The sequence below is a fragment of the Paenibacillus silvestris genome, from assembly GCF_009882985.1.
Taxonomy (GTDB): Bacteria; Bacillota; Bacilli; order Paenibacillales; family NBRC-103111; genus Paenibacillus_E; species Paenibacillus_E silvestris.
In genome coordinates this window covers 93,766-114,863 of record NZ_WTUZ01000015.1, presented here as the reverse complement: position 1 = coordinate 114,863, position 21,098 = coordinate 93,766, and the positions used below count along the sequence as shown (strand labels likewise).

Sequence of the window (21,098 nt, the reverse complement as noted above, 5' to 3'; positions counted from 1 at the left end):
TCATTTTTTGATACAATAACTGAAAATTCATTCGATTAAGGGGACTAATATGGAATACATTAGCACACGCGGAAAAGTAGAACCCCTCGGTTTTATCGATGCCATCCTGATGGGTTTGGCGAACGACGGCGGTTTGCTTGTTCCACAAACGATCCCGCAACTATCTGCAGAAACACTCCAGAAGTGGCACAAACTCTCTTATTCGGAGCTAGCGCTCGAAATTTTCTCCTTATTTATCGAAAATGAAATCCCGCGCGCTGAGCTAGAGCAGCTCATTGATGACAGCTATAGCACGTTCCGCGATGAAGCAGTGACGCCTGTTAAGCGCCTGAACGATGGCACTTATGTCCTGGAATTGTTCCACGGTCCTACGTTTGCATTCAAAGACATCGCACTGCAATTCCTAGGCAATCTGTATGGCTACGTCTCCCGCAAGACGAACTCGATCATTCACATTCTCGGCGCGACTTCCGGAGACACCGGCGCTTCCGCCATTGAAGGTGTGCGCGGCAAAGAAGGCATCCGCATCTGTATTCTTCACCCTCACCAGAAGGTGAGCCGCGTGCAAGAGCTGCAAATGACAACGGTTGATAGCGAAAATGTGCTGAATCTGTCCGTTGAAGGCACTTTCGATGACTGCCAGCGCATCATCAAGGAGCTGTTCGCTGACGTTGAGTTCAAGCATAGCTACCACCTGCGTGCGATCAATTCCATCAACATTGCCCGTATTTTAGCGCAAACGGTCTATTACTTCTATGCTTACTTCCAAGTTACAGCTAACGATGCAGGAGCTAAAGTTAACTTTAGCGTGCCGACTGGTAACTTCGGTGATATTTTCGCTGGTTATCTCGCTCAGAAGATGGGCCTTCCTATTGAAAAGCTCATTCTGGCGACGAATGAAAACAACATCCTTGAGCGTTTCGTGAAGGAAGGCGTGTACCAGCCGGGAGCTTTCCGCGGTACGCACAGCCCTTCCATGGACATTCAAGTAGCCAGCAACTTCGAGCGCTACCTGTTCTATCTCTACGGCGAAGACGCAGAGGCAGTGACCTCGCTGATGGCGCAGTTCAAAGCCGAAGGCCGCATTGTTATTCCTGCTGACAAGCTGCAAGCCGTGCAAGCGGATTTTGCCGCGTACGGCGTACAGAACGAGGAATGCCTGGATACAATCAGCTCCTATTACAAGGAGTATGGCTATCTGCTTGATCCGCATACCGCGTGTGGCGTAGCCGCTGCAGACCGCATCACAGCGGACGGCGAAGTGACCGTCGCGCTTTCCACTGCTCATCCGGCGAAATTCGATGAGTCCATCCGTCTGCGCGGTATTGAACAAACCTACCCGCAGCAAATTCAAGCTCTATTCGACAAACCGCAATTCCAGACGGTGGTTGGCGGTTCGAATGATGAGATCAAAGATCAGCTTGTGAAGTTCTTTTAATTCAAAGGGACTGTCTCTGAAAGTCTAAAATGACCTTCGGAGCAGTCCCTTTTTCACGTCTACTTAAATTTTTGCGGGAATTGCTTAATAATGCCCTCTGTCAGCGCGTCGGACATCATCATAAGATGATCAGCGCCTTTATCGAACCACATGATATCAGCATCCCAGTCTTTAGCCAGCATGGCTTTCACATCTTCCGTCAACATTTGCAAATGAACGTACATCAAATCTTGTATCATCGGCTTCGTCCAATTCGGATTCGCCTTGTTTAGAAATGTGGCAATATCGTCGGCGTTGCGGTACCAGTCCTTATTATTCTTGTCGAGCTCTGCCGCATTCCCGCTTTTCGCCGCATCCACTATCTTGCCAGCGATCACAATGTGCTCCGTCAGCAGCTCACCCAGCTTGTTCCCGGCATCCTCTCCGTAGAAAGGCTTCATCGCATTCCCAATATCTTTCTGATTTCTTAACAGTCTAGCCAGTGTTTTATCTTTATTTTCTAGACCGGCCAAAGCGCTTACCACATAATTGCGTGTCCAAATGGCGTGATCCATCCATAGCCTTCTTAAGTCGCTTTTCAACTGGACCATCGATTGCGTGTACATCATCTGCTTAGCGGCTGCAGGGCGATCGCCAGAGTAAGCATCTGCCCGAAGAGGAACCGTACTGAACGCAATAGATAGAGATAACAGCGTTAACTTGATCAACTTACCTTTCATAAGTAGATTCTCCTTTTAATATAAATTGGAAACAACTCGTTATATTGTGTACTCACGGGTCGTTTTCATTCATAAAAGAGGGAGGAAGCCGGCCAGATGTCACCACGCAGCATATCGGGTAGACAAAATCAGTCTCCAGACCGAGAACCTCCTCCACCTAAGCAGGAGGACACGTTCTTAGTCAAGTGATATGCTAGATACAATGATTAAACTAATAGGAGTGAGTATAGTGAATATGAATCGCAGCGCTTTTCTCGGCCCGATCTTGATTCTTTTAGGCATCTTCATGTTTCTAAAAGGGGAAATCACGTTCAGCACGGGTACCATTTTTGAGTATTTTTGGCCAACCTTATTCGTCATCCCAGTGGGTGTGTTCTTTCATTGGTTGTATTTCTTCATCCTTCAGCGCAGGGGCGTAGGCGTTTTAGTGCCCGGCGGCATTCTGCTGACAGCAGGCGTCATCTGCCAAGTTTCCATGCTGTTCGACATTTGGCATCTCATGTGGCCAGGTTTTATGCTTGCTGTCGCCGTCGGTTTGTTCGAGCTCTATTGGTTCGGAGGCCGCAATAAATGGCTGCTGATTCCGATCAACATTTTGACTGTAATGTCCCTTTTGTTCTTTGCGATTTTCTCGATTGGATCGCTCTTCTCCGGCATTTTCCACAATCAGCCTATCTTCGCTATCGTGCTCATTGGCGCCGGCTTGGCCTTGATGTTCATGCGCAGCGGCCGGGAAACTAGCAAGTATTAAAGTGAAAGAGCGTCGGGCGTCCTCCTGATGCTCTTTTCTGTATACTTAGGGGAACTGGAGTCCTCTATCTGGAGAAAAAAAGAGCTATTTCCACTCTGAGCGGAACTGCAGGGTCTTATATGTCCCCAGTGGCACGTTTATCTGGGGAATTCATGAAATAACGGAACGTAATTCTCCCTCTGCCCATGAAATTTGTACTGATTCAGATAAATAGCGGACTCTAGTTCCTCCCAAGCACTTCTGTTCACAAAAAAACCTTCCAAACCACGAAACGAAATGTGGTAAGGAAGGTTCTTTTTTATTGGGCAACCAAGTTATCCTCTGTGGATTTCTTGATCTGTTTGCTTCGTAATTGTCCACAAGCGGCATCAATATCCGTTCCGTGCTCAAGACGAACGCTGCAGGAAATGCCCTGCTTTTTCAGCGTGTCATAGAAAGCTCGCACGGACTCGCGCTCACTCCGTTGATACTGACTATGCTCATCTACCGGATTGTACGGAATGAGATTCACATTGGCGAGTTGACGGATATGCTGAATCAGCTCAGCAAGCTGGATAGCATGCTCCTTGCCGTCGTTCACGTCCTTCAGCAAAATATACTCAATCGTAATTCTCCGGTTTGTTTTCTCCAAATAGTACTCGATTGAACTCATCAACTTCTCAATTGGAATGGCTTTGTTGATTTTCATGATCCGCGTTCGAAGCTCGTTCGTCGGAGCATGCAAGGAAATTGCGAGGTTCGTCTTTAAATCGGAATCCGCGAATTCTCTGATTTTATCAGCAAGACCACTTGTAGAGACGGTGATATGTCTAGCAGCAATATCAAGACCTTTCTGATCCTTCACGACACGGATGAAATCCACCATATGCTTGAAATTATCGAAAGGCTCGCCGATCCCCATCACAACAATGTGGCTGACATGCTCATTCGCGCCCTTGCTGTCCAAGTGAAACTGAACCTTCATAATTTGTTCCACGATTTCCGCGCTTGTGAGGTCACGGCTCTTAGCCAGCAGACCGCTAGCACAGAAGCTGCACCCGATATTGCAGCCAACCTGTGTCGTTACACACACGGACAGCCCGTATTTATGCCGCATTAGCACAGTTTCAATCAGGTTGCCGTCCATCAGTTTAAACAAGAACTTAATCGTCCCGTCCGCTGACTCTTGTTTTAAATGCTCCGCCAAGGTTTGGATAGCAAAATGTTCGTCCAACACCTGCAGGCAGTCCTGTTTGATGTCCGTCATCTCCGAGAAGGCGGTTACCCGCTTCCGATACAGCCAATCCCATACAAGTAAAGCCCGCGACTTTTTGAATCCTTTTTCGGCGAGCCAAGCAACTAATTGATCAAACGTTAATCCATAAATGGACCCTTTATTCATGCTTTATCCTCTTTTCAAGACTTTCACTTACAGTCCAAATTCTACGAAACAGCCGAAGCCTACCATCTAGTTATCATTGTGCCAAAAATCGTGCATGAACACAAGAGGAGTGAGCTTCCAGTCGGTTATAAAAAATTTACAATTAAATCGAACATATGTTCTTTATTTTCGGAGCGTTTTATGGTAATAATAAGAGGTAAGGTTTTTTAGCAATGATTTTATTCAAATATAACCCAGGGAGCTGAAGGATGATGACAGTACGCTTAGATCCTTATTTAGTCATGGAAGGTAACGCTAAGGAAGCTATTCAATTCTATGAGAAAGCATTAGGTGCTCAGCAAGTTTTCGTGCAAACGTTTGGCGAAATGCCCGCAAATCCTGAATTCCCGCTCCCATCCGAAGCAAATGAGCTTATCGGACATGCCATGCTGATGGTAGGCGACACGCGCCTCATGCTGTCCGACGCATTCCCTGGACAACCTGTTCAGCAGGGTGCCAATGTTACCATTTGCATTTCGATCAAAGATGTTGAGAAGTCCAAAGCGATCTACCATGCACTGGAAGATGGCGGACGCGTCATCATACCGTTATCCGAATCTCACTTCAGCCCTGCTTATGGTCAAGTCGTTGACAAGTTTGGCGTTGGATTCCACATTTTCACGGACCAACCAACGAACAACTAAGTCCCCATCGGCAAGCCAAAAAGCCTTCATTCCATTTCTACCGTTGGATTGAAGGCTTTTCTTATGTAGAACCCCTAACATGCTTATCGAACGATCTTCTCGAGGATTTTCATAGAAGTTGCTGCTATTTCTTCCGTTACAGGTACTTGTACTTGTACAGCTGCAGGTGCTGGCGTTGATGCTGGCTGCTCATGAAACATTTTATTCGCATACATTTTCTTAATTTGACCATAAAAGCTTGTCGATCGTATGTAGGCAGTCATTCTGCAAATCATTTGCATTTGCATCGTATCCTCAATCCCAGAAGAGATGTTGAAAAGTGTATTCAAACTGCCTATAGCCTGATCCCTTGTGATGATCCCACTTTCCAAATCCCTCACAACCCGCTCCAATTCACTTTTTACGAACCAAACTGCTCTGCTCTTCATATTCTTATCTATCAACCACTGCACCTCCTAGATGTATGTACTAAAATAGTACAACACCCTGTTTGGAATAACTGTCGAAGGGAGGGGAGCAAGATTATAGTATTTTTCGGGAATGCCAAGGAATATTGTCGTACTTTGTTAGGAAAAATTTGTAAACATGGGCCTGCCCTGTATTTTTCTCAGAAATTGCATGGTTCGCTCGTTCTTTGACAATTCAAAGACCTGCTCTGGACTGCCTCTTTCCATGATGACGCCTTGATCTATGAACACGACTTGGTCGGCCACTTCTTTGGCAAATGCCATTTCATGTGTGACAATGACCATCGTCATGCCTTCGGCTGATAGGTCCTTCATTACCTTGAGAACTTCGCCAACAAGCTCAGGGTCCAGCGCCGAGGTCGGCTCATCGAATAACAGCACCTCTGGCTGCAGCGCCATTGCCCGGGCAATACCCACGCGTTGCTGCTGCCCACCAGAAAGTTCATGAGGGTAGCTGTCAGCACGATCCCGCAGACCTACCTTGTCCAGCAGCTGTAGAGATTGGCCCCGAGCATCGGATTTGGAGCGCCTTTGAACAATGACTTGTCCCTCCATCACATTGCCTAATGCCGTTAAATGAGGAAATAGATTATAGTTCTGAAAGACCATCCCCGTTTGCTTGCGTATCGACATTAGAGAAGCGTAGTTCACCTTGGATTTACCTGTAAAAGAAATGCTCGTATCTGCGAGTGTTAACCTGCCTTGATCCGGAATTTCCAGCAGGTTTAGACAGCGAAGCAGCGTCGTTTTGCCTGAACCAGAGGGCCCAATAATGACAGTGGTCGTGCCCTTTTGAACAGACAAATCTATGCCTTTTAGAACTTCTACGCCGTGAAAATGCTTATGCAGCTGTTCGAGCTTGATCTGAATCATGTTTAAGCCCTCCTTTACGTTGCTACACTGCGTTCGTACCGTCTTTCCAGCCTGTTCTGGAAATATGAGAGCACGGTGCTGAAGATCAAGTAAACAACGGCTACCTCCATATACAGCCAGAGAGGCTCATAGGTCACTGACGCGATCTGCTGCCCTTTCTGGAACATCTCAGTTACCGTAATCGTTGCAGCAAGGGATGTGTCTTTCGTGAGGCTGATGAAAGAGTTCCCAAGCGGCGGTATCGCTACGCGAACGGCCTGAGGAAGTATGATGCGCCGCATCGCTTGCCACTTGGTCATGCCTATGGAATAAGCGGCCTCCCTTTGGCCCTTCGGAATAGACAAGATCGCTGCGCGAATAATTTCCGAGCTGTAGGCGCCCTTATTTAAAGTGAAACCAATAATAGCCGTCGGAAAAGGATCCAGCGTAATCCCCAAACTCGGAAAACCATAGAACAGAATAAACAGCTGAACAAGCAGCGGCGTGCCGCGAAATACCCAAACATAGAACCTTGCGATAAGCACCAGAAGTTTAAAATCGGACAAGCGGGCTAACGCCGTGAGAAAAGCCAGAATCAATCCTAATGTGAATGTAATTAAGGTCAGGGGAATCGTGTAGGCCACGCCTGCTTTTACAATCGGAAAAAAGGAATCACTAAGGATTCCTATAATTCGTTCCATGCGCTCTGTTGTCATATGCCGGGTTCCTTACTTGGATACATCAGAATTGAACCATTTTTGTGAAATCTTCAGGTACGTTCCATCAGATTTCATATCGGCTAGAGCCTTATTCACTTTACCCAGCAGCTCCGTGCTCCCCTTACGCAAGAGAAAAGCATTACTGGTCGCTTCTGGCTCCTCGTAAACGGTTTTGATCGGCAGATCAGGTCGCTGCTTCTTCAAATCCAAAAATGACAGACTGTCATTGAGCGTCGCATCAATACGGCCAGATGTAACCAGGTCGATCGCTTGGTTGAATCCCTCAACCACGGTATTCACAGCGCCATGATCCTCCGCTACTTTCCGATAATTACTATCAAGGGATTGGCCTACCTTCTTCCCCTTCAAGTCATCCAGCGATTTGATATCGGTGTTGTTAGCCCCAACAACAAGAACCGCTCGAGATACGATGTATGGCGTTGACATATCGTACTTCTCCAGGCGATCTGGACGTATCGCCACTTCATTGGCCACCATATCGTACCGTTTCGCATCGAGGCCGGCAATCATCCCGTCCCACTTGGTTTCTACAAAACGCGGGGTAAGACCGGCGCGCTTGGCAACTTCTTGGGCAATCTCTACATCAAAGCCCGTTAAAGTCCCGCTCTTATCATGGAACGTGAATGGCGCATACGTGCCTTCGGTCCCAATCGTTATTTCAGCTGCTGCTGGCTTAGTCGTTGGAGCACTGCTGCTCCCACCCGCTGTCTGCCCCTCTTTGGCGCCACAACCCGCGAGAGTGAAGACCGCGGTTAGCGTGAAGGTTATTCGGATGATTTTCTTCAATGTGTAACCTCCCGTTAACAAGACGTTTTACGTTTTGCTTGTACGAGAGGTATTATTCCCAAACAATCCAATTTTAAGAGTCCAATTAGCTGAACATTTGCTTCACTAGTTCCCGGTTCCGTTCTTTGAAAACTTCATTATGGGAGGAAACCATAGCATACTTGTAGGCGCCTGGCTGTATGTATTGTTTCGCTTTATTTACAGCATTCGCTGCATCATGGAAGGCCCCCGCGATCAGGTGGACTTTCCCCTCGTGATTGAGAATGTCTCCGGCTGCATAGATGCCCTCGATGGAAGATTCGCTCGCCGCGCTGCCTTTAATATAATAGTCGTCTACGATCTCGATCTTCACTTCACTATTTTGAAGCAAAGTCGTATCCCGCTCGTACCCGTGATTAATAATGACTTCATCGATTTCTAGATACGAAATTTCTCCCGTTTCATGATTCTCAAGCTGAACATGTTCGATTGTTTCGTGATTTGCGCCGGCAATTAATTTGGAAATGGACGTATTTAAGATACATTCCACTGAGCTTTCCAGCAGCTGCTTCACTTGAGCTTCATGGCCAGAAAGCGCATCTTTGCGATACGTTAAATAGACCTTGCCAGCTACAGGCTCCAGTTCATTCGCCCAGTCAACGGCTGAATTGCCCCCGCCAGAAATGACGACGGTTTTACCCTTAAAGCGCTCCAGAGACTTCACTGTATAGTTCAGATTAGACACCTCGTAACGCTCCGCGCCTTCGATTTCCAGCCTTTTAGGATTAAGAATACCACCGCCTACCGCAACAATGACTGTTTTCGACAAATGCTTCACCCCAGACGCAGTGAGTAGTTCGAAGATCCCTTCTTCATTCCGTGTAATCGAATCAACTTTCTCATTCAATACCACTTCTGGTGAGAACGTTAATCCTTGTTCGACAAGTTTCTCTATCAGATTGGCGCCTGGCAGTGGCGTATGACCACCAACGTCCCAGATCATCTTCTCCGGATAGACATGCACCTTGCCACCCAACTGTGGCTGATACTCAATAATCTTTGTTTTCATTTCTCTCAAGCCGCTATAGAAAGCAGAATACAGCCCTGCTGGGCCTCCTCCGATGACTGTTACATCAAACAATTCCTGATTCTCCATGTACGTTCACTCCTTCACAATTGCATGCAATTGATTATCATTATCAATTAAATATAAGGCAATTTTTTTCTTTTGACAACAAAATAATCATTGACAACCTTATGTTGTTGACTTAAAGTATGTTTGTTGTCTTGGTGATAATGATTATCAATATCGATGTTGTCCGGAGGTGTATCATGGTTCGCCTAATCATAAATGAGCTTAACATTAGTTATGGAGAACGTTCGATTGTCCAAAATCTCAATGCTGCCATCCCCGACCAGAAAATTACGACCATTATTGGTGCTAACGGCTGCGGCAAGTCTACCCTTTTGAAAGCAACAACGCGGATTATTCCTCACCAGTCTGGGCGTATCGTTCTAGACGGAGCACTCATCTCCAAAGAAAACACAAAAGTGCTCGCCAAAAAGATGGCCATCCTCCCACAGACGCCTGAAAGCGCCAGTGGATTGACCGTCGGCGAATTAGTGTCTTATGGCCGCTTCCCTTATCAAACAGGGTTTGGCCTGTTGACAAAAAAGGACTATGACGCCATTGATTGGGCGCTCGAAGTGACAGGCACCCAGGATTTCAAATACAGACCTGTCGATTCCTTATCGGGCGGTCAACGGCAGCGCGTATGGATTGCGATGGCTATTGCACAGGAAACCGATATTATTTTCCTGGATGAGCCAACGACCTATCTCGATTTGGCCCATCAGCTAGAGGTTCTAGAGCTTTTGCAAAGATTGAATCGGGAACAAGGCCGAACAATTGTCATGGTCCTCCACGATTTGAATCAAGCCGCTCGCTTTGCTGATTACATGATTGCCATGAAGGATGGCGAAATTGTCAAAGCCGGTGATTGCGAAGAAGTGATGCAGCCTGAAGTTCTCAAGCAAGTTTTTCAGATTGATGCGGAGATCGGAAGAGATCCTCGGACCCATAAACCCATGTGCATGACCTATAATTTATTAAAGGGAGACTACTCAAGTGAAAAAACTACTCATGCCATTCCTGCTCTTCATCCTAGTCCTAGCTACTAGTGCTTGCGGATCCGCAGCTCCAAAGAAAGAAGAAAGCGCTGCAACGCCGGCTGCCACTGCTGCGGCTGGATCCAAAACAATCACTTACCAATCCGAGAGCGGCCCTGTCGAAGTACCTGCTAATCCACAGCGTGTCATTGTCCTTTCTGCTTTTGCAGGAAACGTAATGGCGTTAAATGTAAAGCTTGTCGGTGTAGAGTCCTGGTCCAAGGCAAACCCTAATTTCGACAAAACCTTAAAAGATGTGCAAGAAGTTTCCGATGAAAACTTGGAAAAGATTATTGAACTAAAACCTGATCTCATCATCGGTCTATCCACGATCAAAAATATAGATAAGCTTAAGCAAATCGCTCCAACCGTTACATACACATACGGAAAAGTTGACTATCTCACGCAACACATCGAGATCGGTAAGCTTTTGAACAAAGAAAAAGAAGCGAAAGCTTGGGTTGATGACTTCAAGAGTCGCGCTCAAAAAGCAGGGACTGACATTAAAGCCAAAATCGGCGCTGATAAAACGATTTCCGTCATCGAGAGCTTCGACAAACAGCTTTACGTTTATGGCGACAACTGGGGCCGTGGAACCGAAATTCTGTATCAAGAAATGAAGTTGCCTATGCCTGCAAAAGTGAAGGAAATGGCCTTGAAAGAAGGCTATTACGCCCTATCTACGGAAGTTCTGCCGCAATTCATGGGCGATTACGTGATTTTCAGTAAAAACCCGGATGCCGACAATTCTTTCCAACAAACAGAAACGTACAAGAATACAACGGCTGCAAAAAGCGGTCATGTGTATGAAGCCAACGCTAAAGTTTTCTACTTCAATGATCCATTAACACTGGAATACCAACTAGATTTCTTCATCAAAAACTTGCTTAAATAAATCACGGAGGAGCCTTCTCGGATGAAACATGCCATTTCATTTGGTTATAAATTTGCCCTTGGGCTCCTTGTGTTTGTGGGAATGTTTATAGTTGCTATGGTGTTTGGGGCAGCAGATGCTACCCTCTCGGATGTCTGGCTGGCACTAACTTCACACACCACAAGTGATGCGATTACAATCATCCGTGAAATTCGATTACCCCGCGAAATCGCGGGGATTTTCGTTGGAGCGGCTTTAGGCGTTTCAGGCGCCATTATGCAAGGGATTACGCGAAATCCGCTGGCAGACCCCGGCTTGCTGGGTCTAACGGCAGGAGCCAACGCTGCACTAGCCCTTACAATTGCTTTATTCCCGTCAACAAGCTACTTGGGCATCATGCTCGCTTGCTTCATTGGAGCGGCTATTGGGGCGCTTCTCGTGTTCGGTATCGGGGCGATGAAAAAAGGCGGATTCTCACCCATCCGCATCGTACTCGCGGGAGCCGCTATATCGGCCTTTTTATACGCGGTATCCGATGGTCTCGGCCTCTATTTCAAAATTTCAAAAGATGTCACCATGTGGACAGCAGGCGGATTGATCGGCGCGTCATGGGACCAGTTGAAAGTGATTATTCCTTTTATCGTGGTAGGGTCGCTAGTCGCTCTCTTGCTCTCCAGACAGCTTACCATTCTTAGCTTAAGCGAAGAGGTCGCTGTAGGATTAGGCCAGAATACGGCGCAAATCAAAGCCATTCTCTTCATCATCATTATTCTGCTCGCAGGTGCATCCGTTGCCCTTGTCGGCAATATGGCCTTCATCGGACTTATGATACCGCACGTCGTGCGAGCTATCGTTGGCACGGATTACCGGTTCATTATTCCAATGTCCGCGGTTTCTGGCGGTACGTTCATGCTGCTCGCAGATACACTTGGCCGCACCATGAATGCGCCGTACGAAACTCCTGTGGTAGCCATAGTCGCGATGCTGGGCTTACCTTTCTTCCTGTTTATCGTACGCAAAGGGGGCAAAGCCTTCCCATGATTCATCCGTCTATTCTCAGAAAACAACGCCTGCTTGTCGCTTGTGCTCTCGCTCTTATTATCGCGACGATCGTGATCGGAATGGGGCTGGGGTACTCGTCGTTATCCTATAACCGGCTGCTCCCTACCCTATTGGGGCATGGAACATTCAAAGAAGAGTTCGTGTTATTTTCGATCCGGTTACCTCGGATTTTAATTACCTTGTTAGCAGGTATGGCGCTTGCCCTATCGGGTGCGATTCTGCAGGGTGTTACACGTAATGATTTAGCTGACCCCGGCATTATTGGGATAAACTCTGGTGCGGGTGTGGCCGTTGCCATCTTCTTTCTCTTTTTCCCGGTAAAAGCAGGCTCCTTCGTGTATTTTCTTCCGCTAGTTGCCTTTATTGGGGCTTTGCTCACGGCCGCCTGCATTTACTTGCTTTCTTATAGTCGAAAAGAGGGTCTTCAGCCCGTCCGTTTAGTGTTAATGGGGATTGGCTTCTCCATGGCGTTATCCGGCATCATGATTGTTGTGATTTCATCCGCAGAACGCGCAAAAGTGGACTTTATCGCCAAATGGTTGGCCGGCAACATCTGGGGAACCGACTGGCCGTTCATCTGGGCGCTTCTGCCGTGGCTTGTCGTGCTCATCCCGTTCACGTTATACAAAGCTAATCGATTAAATCTGCTTGGGCTTAACGAGCCTGTCGCGATTGGTGTTGGTGTCTCCGTGGAAAAAGAGCGCATCGTCCTGCTTCTTGCTGCTGTCGCACTTGCCGCCTCGGCCGTTTCCGTCACGGGAGGCATAACCTTCATTGGGCTTATGGCTCCGCATATCGCGAAAGCTTTGGTCGGACCTAGGAATCAGCTGTTCATACCTGTCGCCATTCTTATCGGCGGATGGCTGCTGCTGCTGGCCGACACAGTCGGGCGCAATTTGCTCGACCCTGATGGGATTGCGGCCGGTATCATGGTCGCCTTGATCGGTGCGCCTTATTTCATGTATTTACTGCTGAAAAAAGCATGAGGAAAGGCATGCAAAAAAAGCTATTCCCTGATTGTTGGGAATAGCTTTTTTTGATTTTTCTAACAGGAAAAACTGCCGTTATTTTCAATGGTTTTGTGCTTTGAACATCTTTAGATGGAATTTCTCCTGCTAATAGTTAGAGATGTCCTGTAACTCATCGCTGAGCGTCATATTAACAGGAGTTTTTCATGTTATATGGCTGGATTCACTGAAACCCGCCAAAATAACGGGAGTTTTTCCAGCTAATGCACCGTAACTCAGATCTCTTCCTTGGGCTAGTGACTCTACGGGCACTTCCTCAATTAGCAATTTGACTCCACACCGGATACTCATCCAAATAGCCATACTGGTGCAGCTCTGTTAATGCTTTGCGAATGCTGCTTTCGTCCTCGCCAGACTCACTGGATAGCTCCAGCAAGTCGGTTAAGTCAATATGAGGATGTTCTTTGCAAAAAGCGAGCAAACCTTTGGCCGCCCAAGATAGCCGATCGTCCTGGAAATCTCCGACCAACCGACGAAACATTTTCTGGGAAATAATTTTCATCTCCACGAGATTCTGCATCGCTTTCGTTGCCTGCTTCAGATTCATCCGACCCAGCTTAGCAATATCAACTAACTCGGGGAGGTTTGATTCTGTGGAAAAGCACTTTAACACAATAACGGTCATTTGCGTATAAACATCCATGCCAGGATAACGAAATATTTCATCAGTCAATGTAAAATGCCTAGCTGCTTCTTTCCCCTGATTGTTATCCATTCGATGTCCTCCTTATCTTGAATCATGGAGTGGAGTACACCTACTCTGGTTCCCTTCCATGATCCGAGGTAGGCACTAGCTTTCCTGAATTCTGCCGGGACTGCCGGAATATTTGTGCCAAGCTAAATTTCTTCTGCTCGCCCTCCGCAATGGCTGCTTGAACAGGCAGCGGAAGCTCGTCCAACCCTGCCATAGGGTTGTCCTCTTCCGTTGCTGCGGGAGGGATTGCTGTGTCTATATCGTGGAGCCTTTCTTTCCCGGGAAATACTTCAATTTCTGTGATCGCAGATGTAGATGCTAATCCACGCTCTTCAAGAACATATTTCGTAAGAATATCGATAATTCCTTGGCTAAAATACCCATCCATCTTCAGCTGATTTAAATAGTCAATGACCTCAGTCGGCGTATCTGATGGAATGTACAAGGTTACATCTTTGCCAGAGCGAACATAGACGGTAGATCGGCGTTTTTTCAATCTTGACCGCTCCCGTTCTCGGAGACTCCTTTGGCATCTGTGCTGGCCGCGACTTCATCGTCCGCATGTTTCAGCGCGTGGTCCAACATGAGGAAGGTGCCTCGCACATTCCGGAATTGGCTATGTTCAGCTGTATCAAACCGGATGGGCAAGCCCAGCTCGGCATTTATTTTCTCTATCCAAGGCTGCAAAACAACAGCTCCTCCGCCGATAAACCAGAACTCGTTCGCATAACGAACGTGCTTCCATGAGCTGCGGGCGAACTTCAGCACCTTCTCCGCTAATATGCGCATGTGCTTATTGATGAGGCTCGTCATATCAAACACAACCTTGCCTTCAGCATAGATCTCATACTCTTTGTTGACGAGCATGAGCGTCAATTCGGCTGTGCTTGCAAGCAGCTCCTCACCTTGCGAGTTAACCTCGTTCCGAATGCTTTCCAGCGCATCGTTGAGGTAGATTTTGGCGCCAGTGGAGTGCCTTTGATCCAGATCCAGGCCTGGACGGAAGAACGCGATATCCATATCGACGCCGCCGACATCGGCAATGCCGAAGCCCTTGTGCGACAGATGCGATTTCGAAGTCGCTTCCAAATCATAGACGCCGGATACATCGTCAATGCTGATGTCGGTCGGAAGCGAGAATTCCATCTCCACCGTGATGCCTTTGAAAACCGGGGTCGTTATGAACGTGACGGAGTGGACACCTCCGGTGATTTTACGGGCAAATTCCTCACGGAATTTCGTAATTTCACGAATCGGCAAGCCAGTTCCTAGGTTCACGGCAGCTTTGATCCGCTTTTTCCCTTTCTTGATAGCGTCTTCATGTTGTTTGGCAATGGCATAGGCCGCAGCCGTTAGGAGCGTCACCATCGTCTCAGGTCTTTGGGCCTTCTTTTGCACGGCTTTATCTCCGACAATTTCATGAAGAATGCCTTCATCGCCAATGGCGAGATTCCCCACGTAAACATGACGGTACTGATCGCTTTCTATGGCAGGCGATGTAATTTGTACGTCGAGGAAATCCAGGGGATCACCTTGTTCCATCAAAAGAAATCGTTCACCAAACGGTTGTGCTAGTACATTAGGGAAAATGAAGCTACAGTCCAGATGGTCATATATGACCTTGACATGACTGCTGCCGTTATCAATGGACAGCGTGATGGTAGTGGTTAAGACTTCGTTCTTTGTCAAGTCAATTCCCCTCTCCTACCTTGATTTGAATCTATATACCTATTCGCAATAGGAAGGTAGAATGGGTGGGTATTTGGAATATTCCGTTAATTCCACACGTCAATTGGAATAAACTTTAAAGTTTAAATTCTAAAGTTTAAACGTTGAACTTTACGCTTTAAACTTCAAGATTTAAACTTCGAAATTTAGCGTTTAAACTTTAACATTTAAACGTTGGATCGTCTTTCTGCAGCGGGTGGAAGGTGCATCTGCTCTCTATATTTAGCCACTGTTCGGCGTGAAATGTTGAGGCCTTTGCTATTCAAGAGCTCAGTCAGCTGCTGATCGGAGAAGGGCCGGTCTCGATTCTCTCCCGCAATCGCTAAGCGAATCTCCTCTTTCATGTAGAAAGAAGAAACAGACGTTCCATCGGCTTGCTTCATCGAAGAGGAGAAAAAATACTTCAATTCAAACATCCCCCACGGAGTCTGAATGTATTTCCTGCTAACCGTGCGGCTTACGGTGGATTCATGCACTTGCAGCGCATCAGCGACTTGCTTCATGGTCATTGGCCTAATAGAAGCGGTTCCCTTCGCACAAAAATCGGCCTGTAGCTCGAACATCAGGCACGCTGTTTGTAACAGTGTAACCTTTCTTCGTTCGATACTGTCCATAAGCCCCCTTGCTGCTTGCCATTGCTGCTTTAAGAAACGGTAAGCATCTTGCGAAGCCCTCTGTTCCATCAGTTGGAGATAGGAGTCGCTGAGTGTAATACCTGGTAGCGCAGCATTTTCCAGAAATACGGTATATCTCCCCCCCACCAGCTTGAGCTTAAGATCAGGCGTCACATACTGCGGCTGCTCTCTGCTGTACATGGCTCCGGGCTTAGGGTTGAGCGATTTTATCTGTTCAATTGCCGCTTGGATACGCGATAGCTCTGTCCTATACTTAACGGCTAGCTGTTCAAGCTTGCCCTTGGCGATATCGTGAAGATCCTCTTGGACCAGGGATAGCGTGAGGGGTTCTATCGCATTCATCTGCTGCAATTGGAGAAGCAGGCATTCCGCTAGGTTTGAGGCGCCCACGCCGTATGGCTCTAAGCTTTGGATGATTTGAACAGCCTGACTTACATGCTCCAACGAGGAACCTTGAATAGCGGAAATTTCTTCTTTCGTATAGAGGAGGTAACCTTTTGAATCCAGATTTCCTATGATCCATTTGCAGAGAATCTTTAATGTACTGTCTAAATACAAACAAGCTAGCTGTTCTAGTAAAACTGATTCTAACGTAAGGGAAGCGCTATGATCGGCATTGAGCCACCAATCGTTGTTAGAAGCGCTGACACGGCGGCTTTCTTTCGTGTACTTAAGCTCGATAAAAGGATTCTCACTCGCTTGCCGTTTCACCAACTCCTGCAAGTCCAAGGAGGACATGTGCAGAATTTCCATGGATTGCCGCATGTGTGGCGTAAGCTGCATTTTGTGAGCCTGCAGGGCCGTCAATGAAATTTCCATCTAAGCTGTTCCTCCTCTCACCATGTAATCGCTTACTATTAGTATATTCGTGCCTGCACTGTAAAATCTACTAGGCAATCGGGCTAATCTTTTCAGGTAGCTAGCTCCGTTTCTTGAATAGGGGGAACTCCAATCCCTTATTCTGACTAAAATTGGAGTTTCTGAGTTTCTGGGGAACTACAGGGTTTAATTTCTTCACAATTAGCTCAAAGTCTGCCCGCTGCGACGTATTAGAGGACCACAGTTCCCTCTCTTCTGCTCGAAGGCCTGTTTTTGGCAAAATAACGCCCTGTAGTTCCTTGCCTACTGTCGAAGCATGAGTTCATGCTTCGATAAACCCTGCTGCACAAAAAAACCTAGCGACAAAAGCATCGCTAGGCCCTTATGCACAGCCCAATCCTTACAAACCTAACACGCGCCGCTCTTCCTCCGTAAACACTCTGGAGCGTGTCAGAAACCGCCGGCCCTCCGGGCCTTCGAGCGAGAACATCCCGCCCCTGCCGGGAACCACATCGATGATCAGCATCGTGTTTTTCCAATATTCGTACTGTGACTTACTCATATAGAAGGGAGCCCCGCCGATATCGCCCAGCAAGACGTCACTGTCACCAATCAGAAACTCCCCCTGCGCATAACACATAGGAGAGCTGCCGTCGCAGCAGCCGCCGGATTGATGAAACATAACGGGACCATGTTTGGCTTTGACGATTTCAATTAGCTCCAGAGCGGCCTCAGTAGCAACAACTTTACTTGCCTCCGTCATCGCTGCAGCTCTCTTAGAAGAAGCCCAATGCTTCAGGGCTGTAGCTGACGAGCAGGTTTTTGGTTTGCTGATAATGGGACAACATCATTTTGTGATTTTCGCGGCCGATACCGGAAGTCTTATAACCGCCAAAGGCTGCATGTGCAGGATAAGCATGATAGCAATTCGTCCAGACGCGACCCGCTTCAATGCTGCGGCCCATCCGGTAGGCTGTGTTCATGTCCCGTGTCCAAACACCTGCCCCAAGACCATAAAGCGTATCGTTAGCAATTGCCAGTGCCTCTTCCTGATTCTTGAACGTCGTAACCGCAAGTACAGGTCCGAAAATTTCCTCTTGGAAAATTCTCATTTTGTTATGCCCTTTCAGCACGGTTGGCTGGATATAGTAGCCTTCAGAAAGCTCCCCTTCCACTTTCCCCCTGTCACCGCCAATCAGACACTCCGCACCTTCTTGCGAGCCGATGTTAATATAGCTCATAATCTTCTCAACTTGCTCGGTTGATGCCTGCGCCCCGATCATGGTCGTTGTATCAAGAGGATTGCCTTGCGTAATGGAAGCAACCCGCTTCAGAGCTCTCTCCATAAATTGATCGTAAATGGATTCCTGAATCAAGGCACGCGACGGGCTCGTGCACACTTCCCCTTGGTTGAGGGCGAACATAGCAAAACCTTCAAGCGCTTTGTTGAAAAAAGCGTCATCCTTTGCAAGCACATCTTCAAAGAAGATGTTCGGGGACTTCCCACCCAGCTCCAAGGTAACCGGTATCAAATTCTGCGAAGCATACTGCATAATTAAACGCCCTGTTGTCGTTTCGCCGGTAAAGGCAATCTTCGAGATTCGGCTGCTTGAGGCAAGCGGTTTGCCTGCTTCAAGTCCGAAGCCGTTAACGACATTGACGACGCCAGGCGGCAATAAATCTTGAATGAGCTCAAGCAGCACCAGAATGGAAGCTGGCGTTTGCTCAGCGGGCTTGAGAACAACAGCATTGCCTGCGGCAAGCGCCGGAGCAAGCTTCCATGTCGCCATCAGCAGCGGGAAGTTCCACGGGATGATCTGCCCGACGACGCCGAGCGGCTCATGAAAATGGTAAGCCACCATATTGTCGTCTAGTTGGCTGAGTGTACCTTCTTGAGCGCGGATGCTCCCTGCGAAATAGCGGAAATGATCAATCGCCAGCGGCAGATCAGCCGCAAGCGTTTCACGAACGGGCTTGCCGTTATCCCAAGTCTCGGCAACAGCCAGCAACTCCAAATTAGCTTCCATACGATCAGCAATTTTATTTAAGATAAGTGCACGCTCGGCAACTGATGTGCGTCCCCATGCCTCTTTGGCAGCATGCGCCGCATCCAACGCCAGCTCGATGTCCTCCGAAGTAGAACGTGGAATCTCACAGAAAACACGATTATTGACAGGAGACGGATTGTCGAAGTATTGCCCCTTAACTGGCGCAACCCACTGCCCGCCGATAAAGTTCTCATACCGTTTTTTGAACGTTACTTTTGCTCCGTTTTGTCCAGGTTGTGCATAAATCATCCTCGCTCAGCCTCCTTAAAATGGTTTACATGAATAGATAAGCAAGAATCGTGCCAACGGATAGAATGCCGCCACACCAGACTTTACGAATTGTGCGTGAAGCTGAATGTTCCACTTTGATACAGAGGATGTGTTCCATTTTGGGACATTCTTTCTGGCAGCCCTCCATTAATAAAAGCAACTATGGTATGATCGGATCAGATACGATTGCAATGGAGGTGATCTTTTTTGCTATCCGTGGAAAATAACTTCTTATCCGACACAGCGGCAGCGTCTTGGAAGCGCTGTCATGAATTTGGTTTAGTCCCCACCGACCCCATTGACGATGACATTTTAACTGGCACTCACATGCAGGCACTACTAAAACAAAATGAGCAAACCATCCAATACACCGAGCAAATATTCGAACACATGCACGCTGGCATCAAACAGTCAGGACAGATGGCACTACTGATCGATCCGGATGGCACTATTATTCACACGGCTGGAGATATCGACTTCTCCCGCAGAGCGCTAGCGGTTCAGCTGCAAGTAGGCGCCAATTGGGCTGAACATCGCAAAGGAACGAATGCTATCGGTGTCGCGCTTACAGAGCGGAAGCCGGTGCGCGTGCATGCCGAAGAGCACTATTTTAAATCCAACCATTTCCTAACCTGCGCATCTGCCCCTGTCTTCAACGCCATCGGCGAGCTTATCGGCATCGTCAATATCAGCGGCAAACAAGAGAATTTCCATGCTTATACCTTTACCCTCGCCTGTTTGGCTGCTCAATCCCTGCAAAACAAGATTATGCTAGAGGAATCCAAGCAGGAGCACCTCATTACGCTTAGAGAGCTGGATCACTCCTCCCTGCATCATCCTATGCCGCTGCTCTCCCTTAGCCAAGATAACCGCATCCTCCGCGCCAATCACGCCGCGATGCGTATCATGGGCAGCGGTGTGATCGGTAAACCATTGCCGAAGCTGGAAGGTTTCGCTGTCCAAACGCTGCATAATGAGCATCGTAAGCTATGGCAGTCGGTCTCCATTCGAAGGACGACGGGAAATGGTCAGCCTTTATACGCGTTCAAGGATCTCGTCGGTACTTGCCCTACGTTCCTGCAGAGGAAAGAGTTGGCTCAGAAGGCTTCAACCTCCGATTTCCCTGTACTGCTCTTGGGCGAAAGCGGCGTGGGCAAGGAATTGTTCGCGCAATCCATCCATACCGCAAGCGCTCGGTCGGAAGCGCCATTCATTGCCCTTAACTGCAGCGCTATTCCAGACAGCCTGGTTGAGAGCGAATTATTCGGTTATGCCCGCGGCGCTTTCACAGGTGCAAGCAAAGACGGCAATATCGGGAAATTCGAGGCTGCGCATAAAGGCACGATTTTCCTCGATGAAATCGGCGATATGCCGCTTCGGGCGCAAGCTGCGCTTTTGCGTGTGCTCCAGGATGGTATGATCACTCCAGTTGGAAGCGCGAAGAGCAAAGCCGCCGATGTGCGGGTAATTGCCGCAACGAACAAGGACTTGGCCGCTGAAGTAAAAGCTGGCGGATTCCGCGCCGATCTTTACTATCGGCTGAAGGGCATCCCGATTACCCTGCCTGCTCTAAGGGAAAGAAACGATATCCTGACCTTGGCGCTTCATCTGATAGAGAAGCACGCTTCACCATGCTGCGCCTTAACGGAAGCTGCCAAGCACAAGCTGCTAACCTACCGTTGGCCAGGCAATATTAGAGAGCTGAACAGCATTCTCATGCAAGCGATCTTCATGGCTGGGGATCAGCCCATTGATGCTGAGCATCTGATGTTTGAAGCTTCCGACGAGCGTGACACGAATGGATCAGGTGAAGAGCATGCGTTGACGCTGAAAGAGGCGGAGATCAAGGCGATCAAGATAGCACTGAAGGCCTCCGAGTGGAATCTTAGCAAGGCAGCTGCCAAGTTGAAAATCGGGAGAACAACTTTGTACCGTAAGATAGAGGAATACGGGATTACTTAAATTTGAAGCCCCA

The 21,098-nt window shown here is 47.9% G+C and carries 21 protein-coding genes; 8 read left to right on the top strand and 13 right to left on the bottom strand.

Translation table 11 applies throughout. The features are described 5' to 3' along the window. The first annotated feature begins 49 nt into the window (after positions 1-49). Positions 50-1,438 carry a threonine synthase gene (gene thrC / locus GQF01_RS11795; protein WP_161406951.1) on the top strand — a complete coding sequence of 463 codons (1,389 nt, stop codon included), beginning with the start codon at positions 50-52 and terminating at the stop codon, positions 1,436-1,438. Positions 1,439-1,497: 59 nt separating this feature from the next. On the opposite strand, the gene GQF01_RS11790 is transcribed toward thrC, so the two are convergent. Continuing rightward, on the bottom strand, positions 1,498-2,157 hold the full coding sequence (locus GQF01_RS11790; RefSeq protein WP_161406950.1) for a glycosyltransferase: 660 nt from the start codon (positions 2,155-2,157) through the stop codon (positions 1,498-1,500). Between the two features lie 235 nt (positions 2,158-2,392). Between GQF01_RS11790 and GQF01_RS11785 the strand changes: the two genes are divergently transcribed. After that, on the top strand, positions 2,393-2,908 hold the full coding sequence (locus tag GQF01_RS11785) for a hypothetical protein (protein WP_161407157.1): 516 nt from the start codon (positions 2,393-2,395) through the stop codon (positions 2,906-2,908). A gap of 298 nt (positions 2,909-3,206) precedes the next feature. On the opposite strand, the gene rlmN is transcribed toward GQF01_RS11785, so the two are convergent. Next, the gene (gene rlmN / locus GQF01_RS11780; protein WP_161406949.1) at positions 3,207-4,289 is read right to left on the bottom strand and encodes a 23S rRNA (adenine(2503)-C(2))-methyltransferase RlmN; all 1,083 of its coding nucleotides are present in this window, start codon (positions 4,287-4,289) and stop codon (positions 3,207-3,209) included. Positions 4,290-4,540: 251 nt separating this feature from the next. Between rlmN and GQF01_RS11775 the strand changes: the two genes are divergently transcribed. Continuing rightward, entirely contained in the window at positions 4,541-4,972 is a 432-nt protein-coding gene (locus GQF01_RS11775; RefSeq protein WP_161407156.1) for a VOC family protein, read from the top strand. Positions 4,973-5,055: 83 nt separating this feature from the next. On the opposite strand, the gene GQF01_RS11770 is transcribed toward GQF01_RS11775, so the two are convergent. From GQF01_RS11770 to GQF01_RS11750, 5 genes are all read right to left on the bottom strand, one after another. Continuing rightward, complete coding sequence (locus tag GQF01_RS11770) at positions 5,056-5,415, bottom strand: hypothetical protein (RefSeq protein ID WP_161406948.1); 360 nt, start codon at positions 5,413-5,415, stop codon at positions 5,056-5,058. A gap of 123 nt (positions 5,416-5,538) precedes the next feature. Further along, the gene (locus GQF01_RS11765; RefSeq protein ID WP_161406947.1) at positions 5,539-6,312 is read right to left on the bottom strand and encodes an amino acid ABC transporter ATP-binding protein; all 774 of its coding nucleotides are present in this window, start codon (positions 6,310-6,312) and stop codon (positions 5,539-5,541) included. A 14-nt stretch (positions 6,313-6,326) separates the two neighbouring features. Then, positions 6,327-7,007: an amino acid ABC transporter permease gene (locus GQF01_RS11760; RefSeq protein WP_145665314.1), complete on the bottom strand. Its 681-nt coding sequence runs from the start codon at positions 7,005-7,007 to the stop codon at positions 6,327-6,329. Between the two features lie 12 nt (positions 7,008-7,019). Beyond that, positions 7,020-7,817 carry an amino acid ABC transporter substrate-binding protein gene (locus tag GQF01_RS11755; RefSeq protein ID WP_161406946.1) on the bottom strand — a complete coding sequence of 266 codons (798 nt, stop codon included), beginning with the start codon at positions 7,815-7,817 and terminating at the stop codon, positions 7,020-7,022. A gap of 85 nt (positions 7,818-7,902) precedes the next feature. Continuing rightward, a complete protein-coding gene (locus GQF01_RS11750; RefSeq protein ID WP_161406945.1) occupies positions 7,903-8,952 on the bottom strand; it encodes an NAD(P)/FAD-dependent oxidoreductase in 1,050 nt (349 codons plus the stop codon). 176 nt (positions 8,953-9,128) lie between these two features. Between GQF01_RS11750 and GQF01_RS11745 the strand changes: the two genes are divergently transcribed. Genes GQF01_RS11745 through GQF01_RS11730 form a run of 4 tightly spaced genes read left to right on the top strand, consistent with a single transcriptional unit; the run spans position 9,129 to position 12,887 of the window. Further along, complete coding sequence (locus tag GQF01_RS11745) at positions 9,129-9,977, top strand: ABC transporter ATP-binding protein (RefSeq protein ID WP_161406944.1); 849 nt, start codon at positions 9,129-9,131, stop codon at positions 9,975-9,977. Continuing rightward, positions 9,925-10,860, top strand: coding sequence for an iron-hydroxamate ABC transporter substrate-binding protein (locus tag GQF01_RS11740; protein WP_161406943.1), 936 nt, complete (start codon positions 9,925-9,927; stop codon positions 10,858-10,860). Before GQF01_RS11745 ends, GQF01_RS11740 begins: the two co-directional genes overlap by 53 nt. A gap of 21 nt (positions 10,861-10,881) precedes the next feature. Next, positions 10,882-11,880 (top strand): FecCD family ABC transporter permease, encoded by a 999-nt coding sequence (locus GQF01_RS11735; protein ID WP_161406942.1) that lies wholly within the window; start codon positions 10,882-10,884, stop codon positions 11,878-11,880. After that, positions 11,877-12,887: a FecCD family ABC transporter permease gene (locus tag GQF01_RS11730; protein WP_161406941.1), complete on the top strand. Its 1,011-nt coding sequence runs from the start codon at positions 11,877-11,879 to the stop codon at positions 12,885-12,887. Before GQF01_RS11735 ends, GQF01_RS11730 begins: the two co-directional genes overlap by 4 nt. 298 nt (positions 12,888-13,185) lie before the next feature. Here the strand turns inward: GQF01_RS11730 and GQF01_RS11725 are convergent, their stop codons facing one another. The 6 genes from GQF01_RS11725 to adh all read right to left on the bottom strand — a co-directional run bounded on the left by GQF01_RS11725 (position 13,186) and on the right by adh (position 19,102). After that, positions 13,186-13,644, bottom strand: coding sequence for a hypothetical protein (locus GQF01_RS11725; protein ID WP_161406940.1), 459 nt, complete (start codon positions 13,642-13,644; stop codon positions 13,186-13,188). A 40-nt stretch (positions 13,645-13,684) separates the two neighbouring features. After that, positions 13,685-14,119 carry a hypothetical protein gene (locus tag GQF01_RS11720; protein WP_161406939.1) on the bottom strand — a complete coding sequence of 145 codons (435 nt, stop codon included), beginning with the start codon at positions 14,117-14,119 and terminating at the stop codon, positions 13,685-13,687. Further along, positions 14,116-15,312, bottom strand: a complete 1,197-nt coding sequence (locus tag GQF01_RS11715) for a ParM/StbA family protein (RefSeq protein ID WP_161406938.1) — start codon at positions 15,310-15,312, stop codon at positions 14,116-14,118. Before GQF01_RS11715 ends, GQF01_RS11720 begins: the two co-directional genes overlap by 4 nt. 206 nt (positions 15,313-15,518) lie before the next feature. Further along, entirely contained in the window at positions 15,519-16,805 is a 1,287-nt protein-coding gene (rpoN, locus tag GQF01_RS11710; RefSeq protein ID WP_161406937.1) for an RNA polymerase factor sigma-54, read from the bottom strand. Positions 16,806-17,205: 400 nt separating this feature from the next. Then, a complete protein-coding gene (locus GQF01_RS11705) occupies positions 17,206-17,568 on the bottom strand; it encodes a DUF779 domain-containing protein (protein WP_161406936.1) in 363 nt (120 codons plus the stop codon). A gap of 13 nt (positions 17,569-17,581) precedes the next feature. Continuing rightward, positions 17,582-19,102 (bottom strand): aldehyde dehydrogenase, encoded by a 1,521-nt coding sequence (gene adh / locus GQF01_RS11700; RefSeq protein ID WP_161406935.1) that lies wholly within the window; start codon positions 19,100-19,102, stop codon positions 17,582-17,584. A 237-nt stretch (positions 19,103-19,339) separates the two neighbouring features. Between adh and GQF01_RS11695 the strand changes: the two genes are divergently transcribed. Beyond that, a complete protein-coding gene (locus GQF01_RS11695) occupies positions 19,340-21,085 on the top strand; it encodes a sigma-54-dependent Fis family transcriptional regulator (protein WP_328803450.1) in 1,746 nt (581 codons plus the stop codon). The last annotated feature ends 13 nt before the right edge of the window (positions 21,086-21,098 follow it).

Excerpts from the sequence above, each read along its gene's own strand:
- GQF01_RS11730 (WP_161406941.1), top strand. The coding sequence starts at position 11,877 with ATGATTCATCCGTCTATTCTCAGAAAACAACGCCTGCTTGTCGCTTGT.
- GQF01_RS11760 (WP_145665314.1), bottom strand. The coding sequence starts at position 7,007 with ATGACAACAGAGCGCATGGAACGAATTATAGGAATCCTTAGTGATTCC.
- adh (WP_161406935.1), bottom strand. The coding sequence starts at position 19,102 with ATGATTTATGCACAACCTGGACAAAACGGAGCAAAAGTAACGTTCAAA.
- rpoN (WP_161406937.1), bottom strand. The coding sequence starts at position 16,805 with ATGGAAATTTCATTGACGGCCCTGCAGGCTCACAAAATGCAGCTTACG.
- GQF01_RS11785 (WP_161407157.1), top strand. The coding sequence starts at position 2,393 with ATGAATCGCAGCGCTTTTCTCGGCCCGATCTTGATTCTTTTAGGCATC.
- GQF01_RS11790 (WP_161406950.1), bottom strand. The coding sequence starts at position 2,157 with ATGAAAGGTAAGTTGATCAAGTTAACGCTGTTATCTCTATCTATTGCG.
- thrC (WP_161406951.1), top strand. The coding sequence starts at position 50 with ATGGAATACATTAGCACACGCGGAAAAGTAGAACCCCTCGGTTTTATC.
- rlmN (WP_161406949.1), bottom strand. The coding sequence starts at position 4,289 with ATGAATAAAGGGTCCATTTATGGATTAACGTTTGATCAATTAGTTGCT.
- GQF01_RS11750 (WP_161406945.1), bottom strand. The coding sequence starts at position 8,952 with ATGGAGAATCAGGAATTGTTTGATGTAACAGTCATCGGAGGAGGCCCA.
- GQF01_RS11705 (WP_161406936.1), bottom strand. The coding sequence starts at position 17,568 with ATGACGGAGGCAAGTAAAGTTGTTGCTACTGAGGCCGCTCTGGAGCTA.
- GQF01_RS11725 (WP_161406940.1), bottom strand. The coding sequence starts at position 13,644 with ATGGATAACAATCAGGGGAAAGAAGCAGCTAGGCATTTTACATTGACT.
- GQF01_RS11735 (WP_161406942.1), top strand. The coding sequence starts at position 10,882 with ATGAAACATGCCATTTCATTTGGTTATAAATTTGCCCTTGGGCTCCTT.
- GQF01_RS11765 (WP_161406947.1), bottom strand. The coding sequence starts at position 6,312 with ATGATTCAGATCAAGCTCGAACAGCTGCATAAGCATTTTCACGGCGTA.
- GQF01_RS11745 (WP_161406944.1), top strand. The coding sequence starts at position 9,129 with ATGGTTCGCCTAATCATAAATGAGCTTAACATTAGTTATGGAGAACGT.
- GQF01_RS11775 (WP_161407156.1), top strand. The coding sequence starts at position 4,541 with ATGACAGTACGCTTAGATCCTTATTTAGTCATGGAAGGTAACGCTAAG.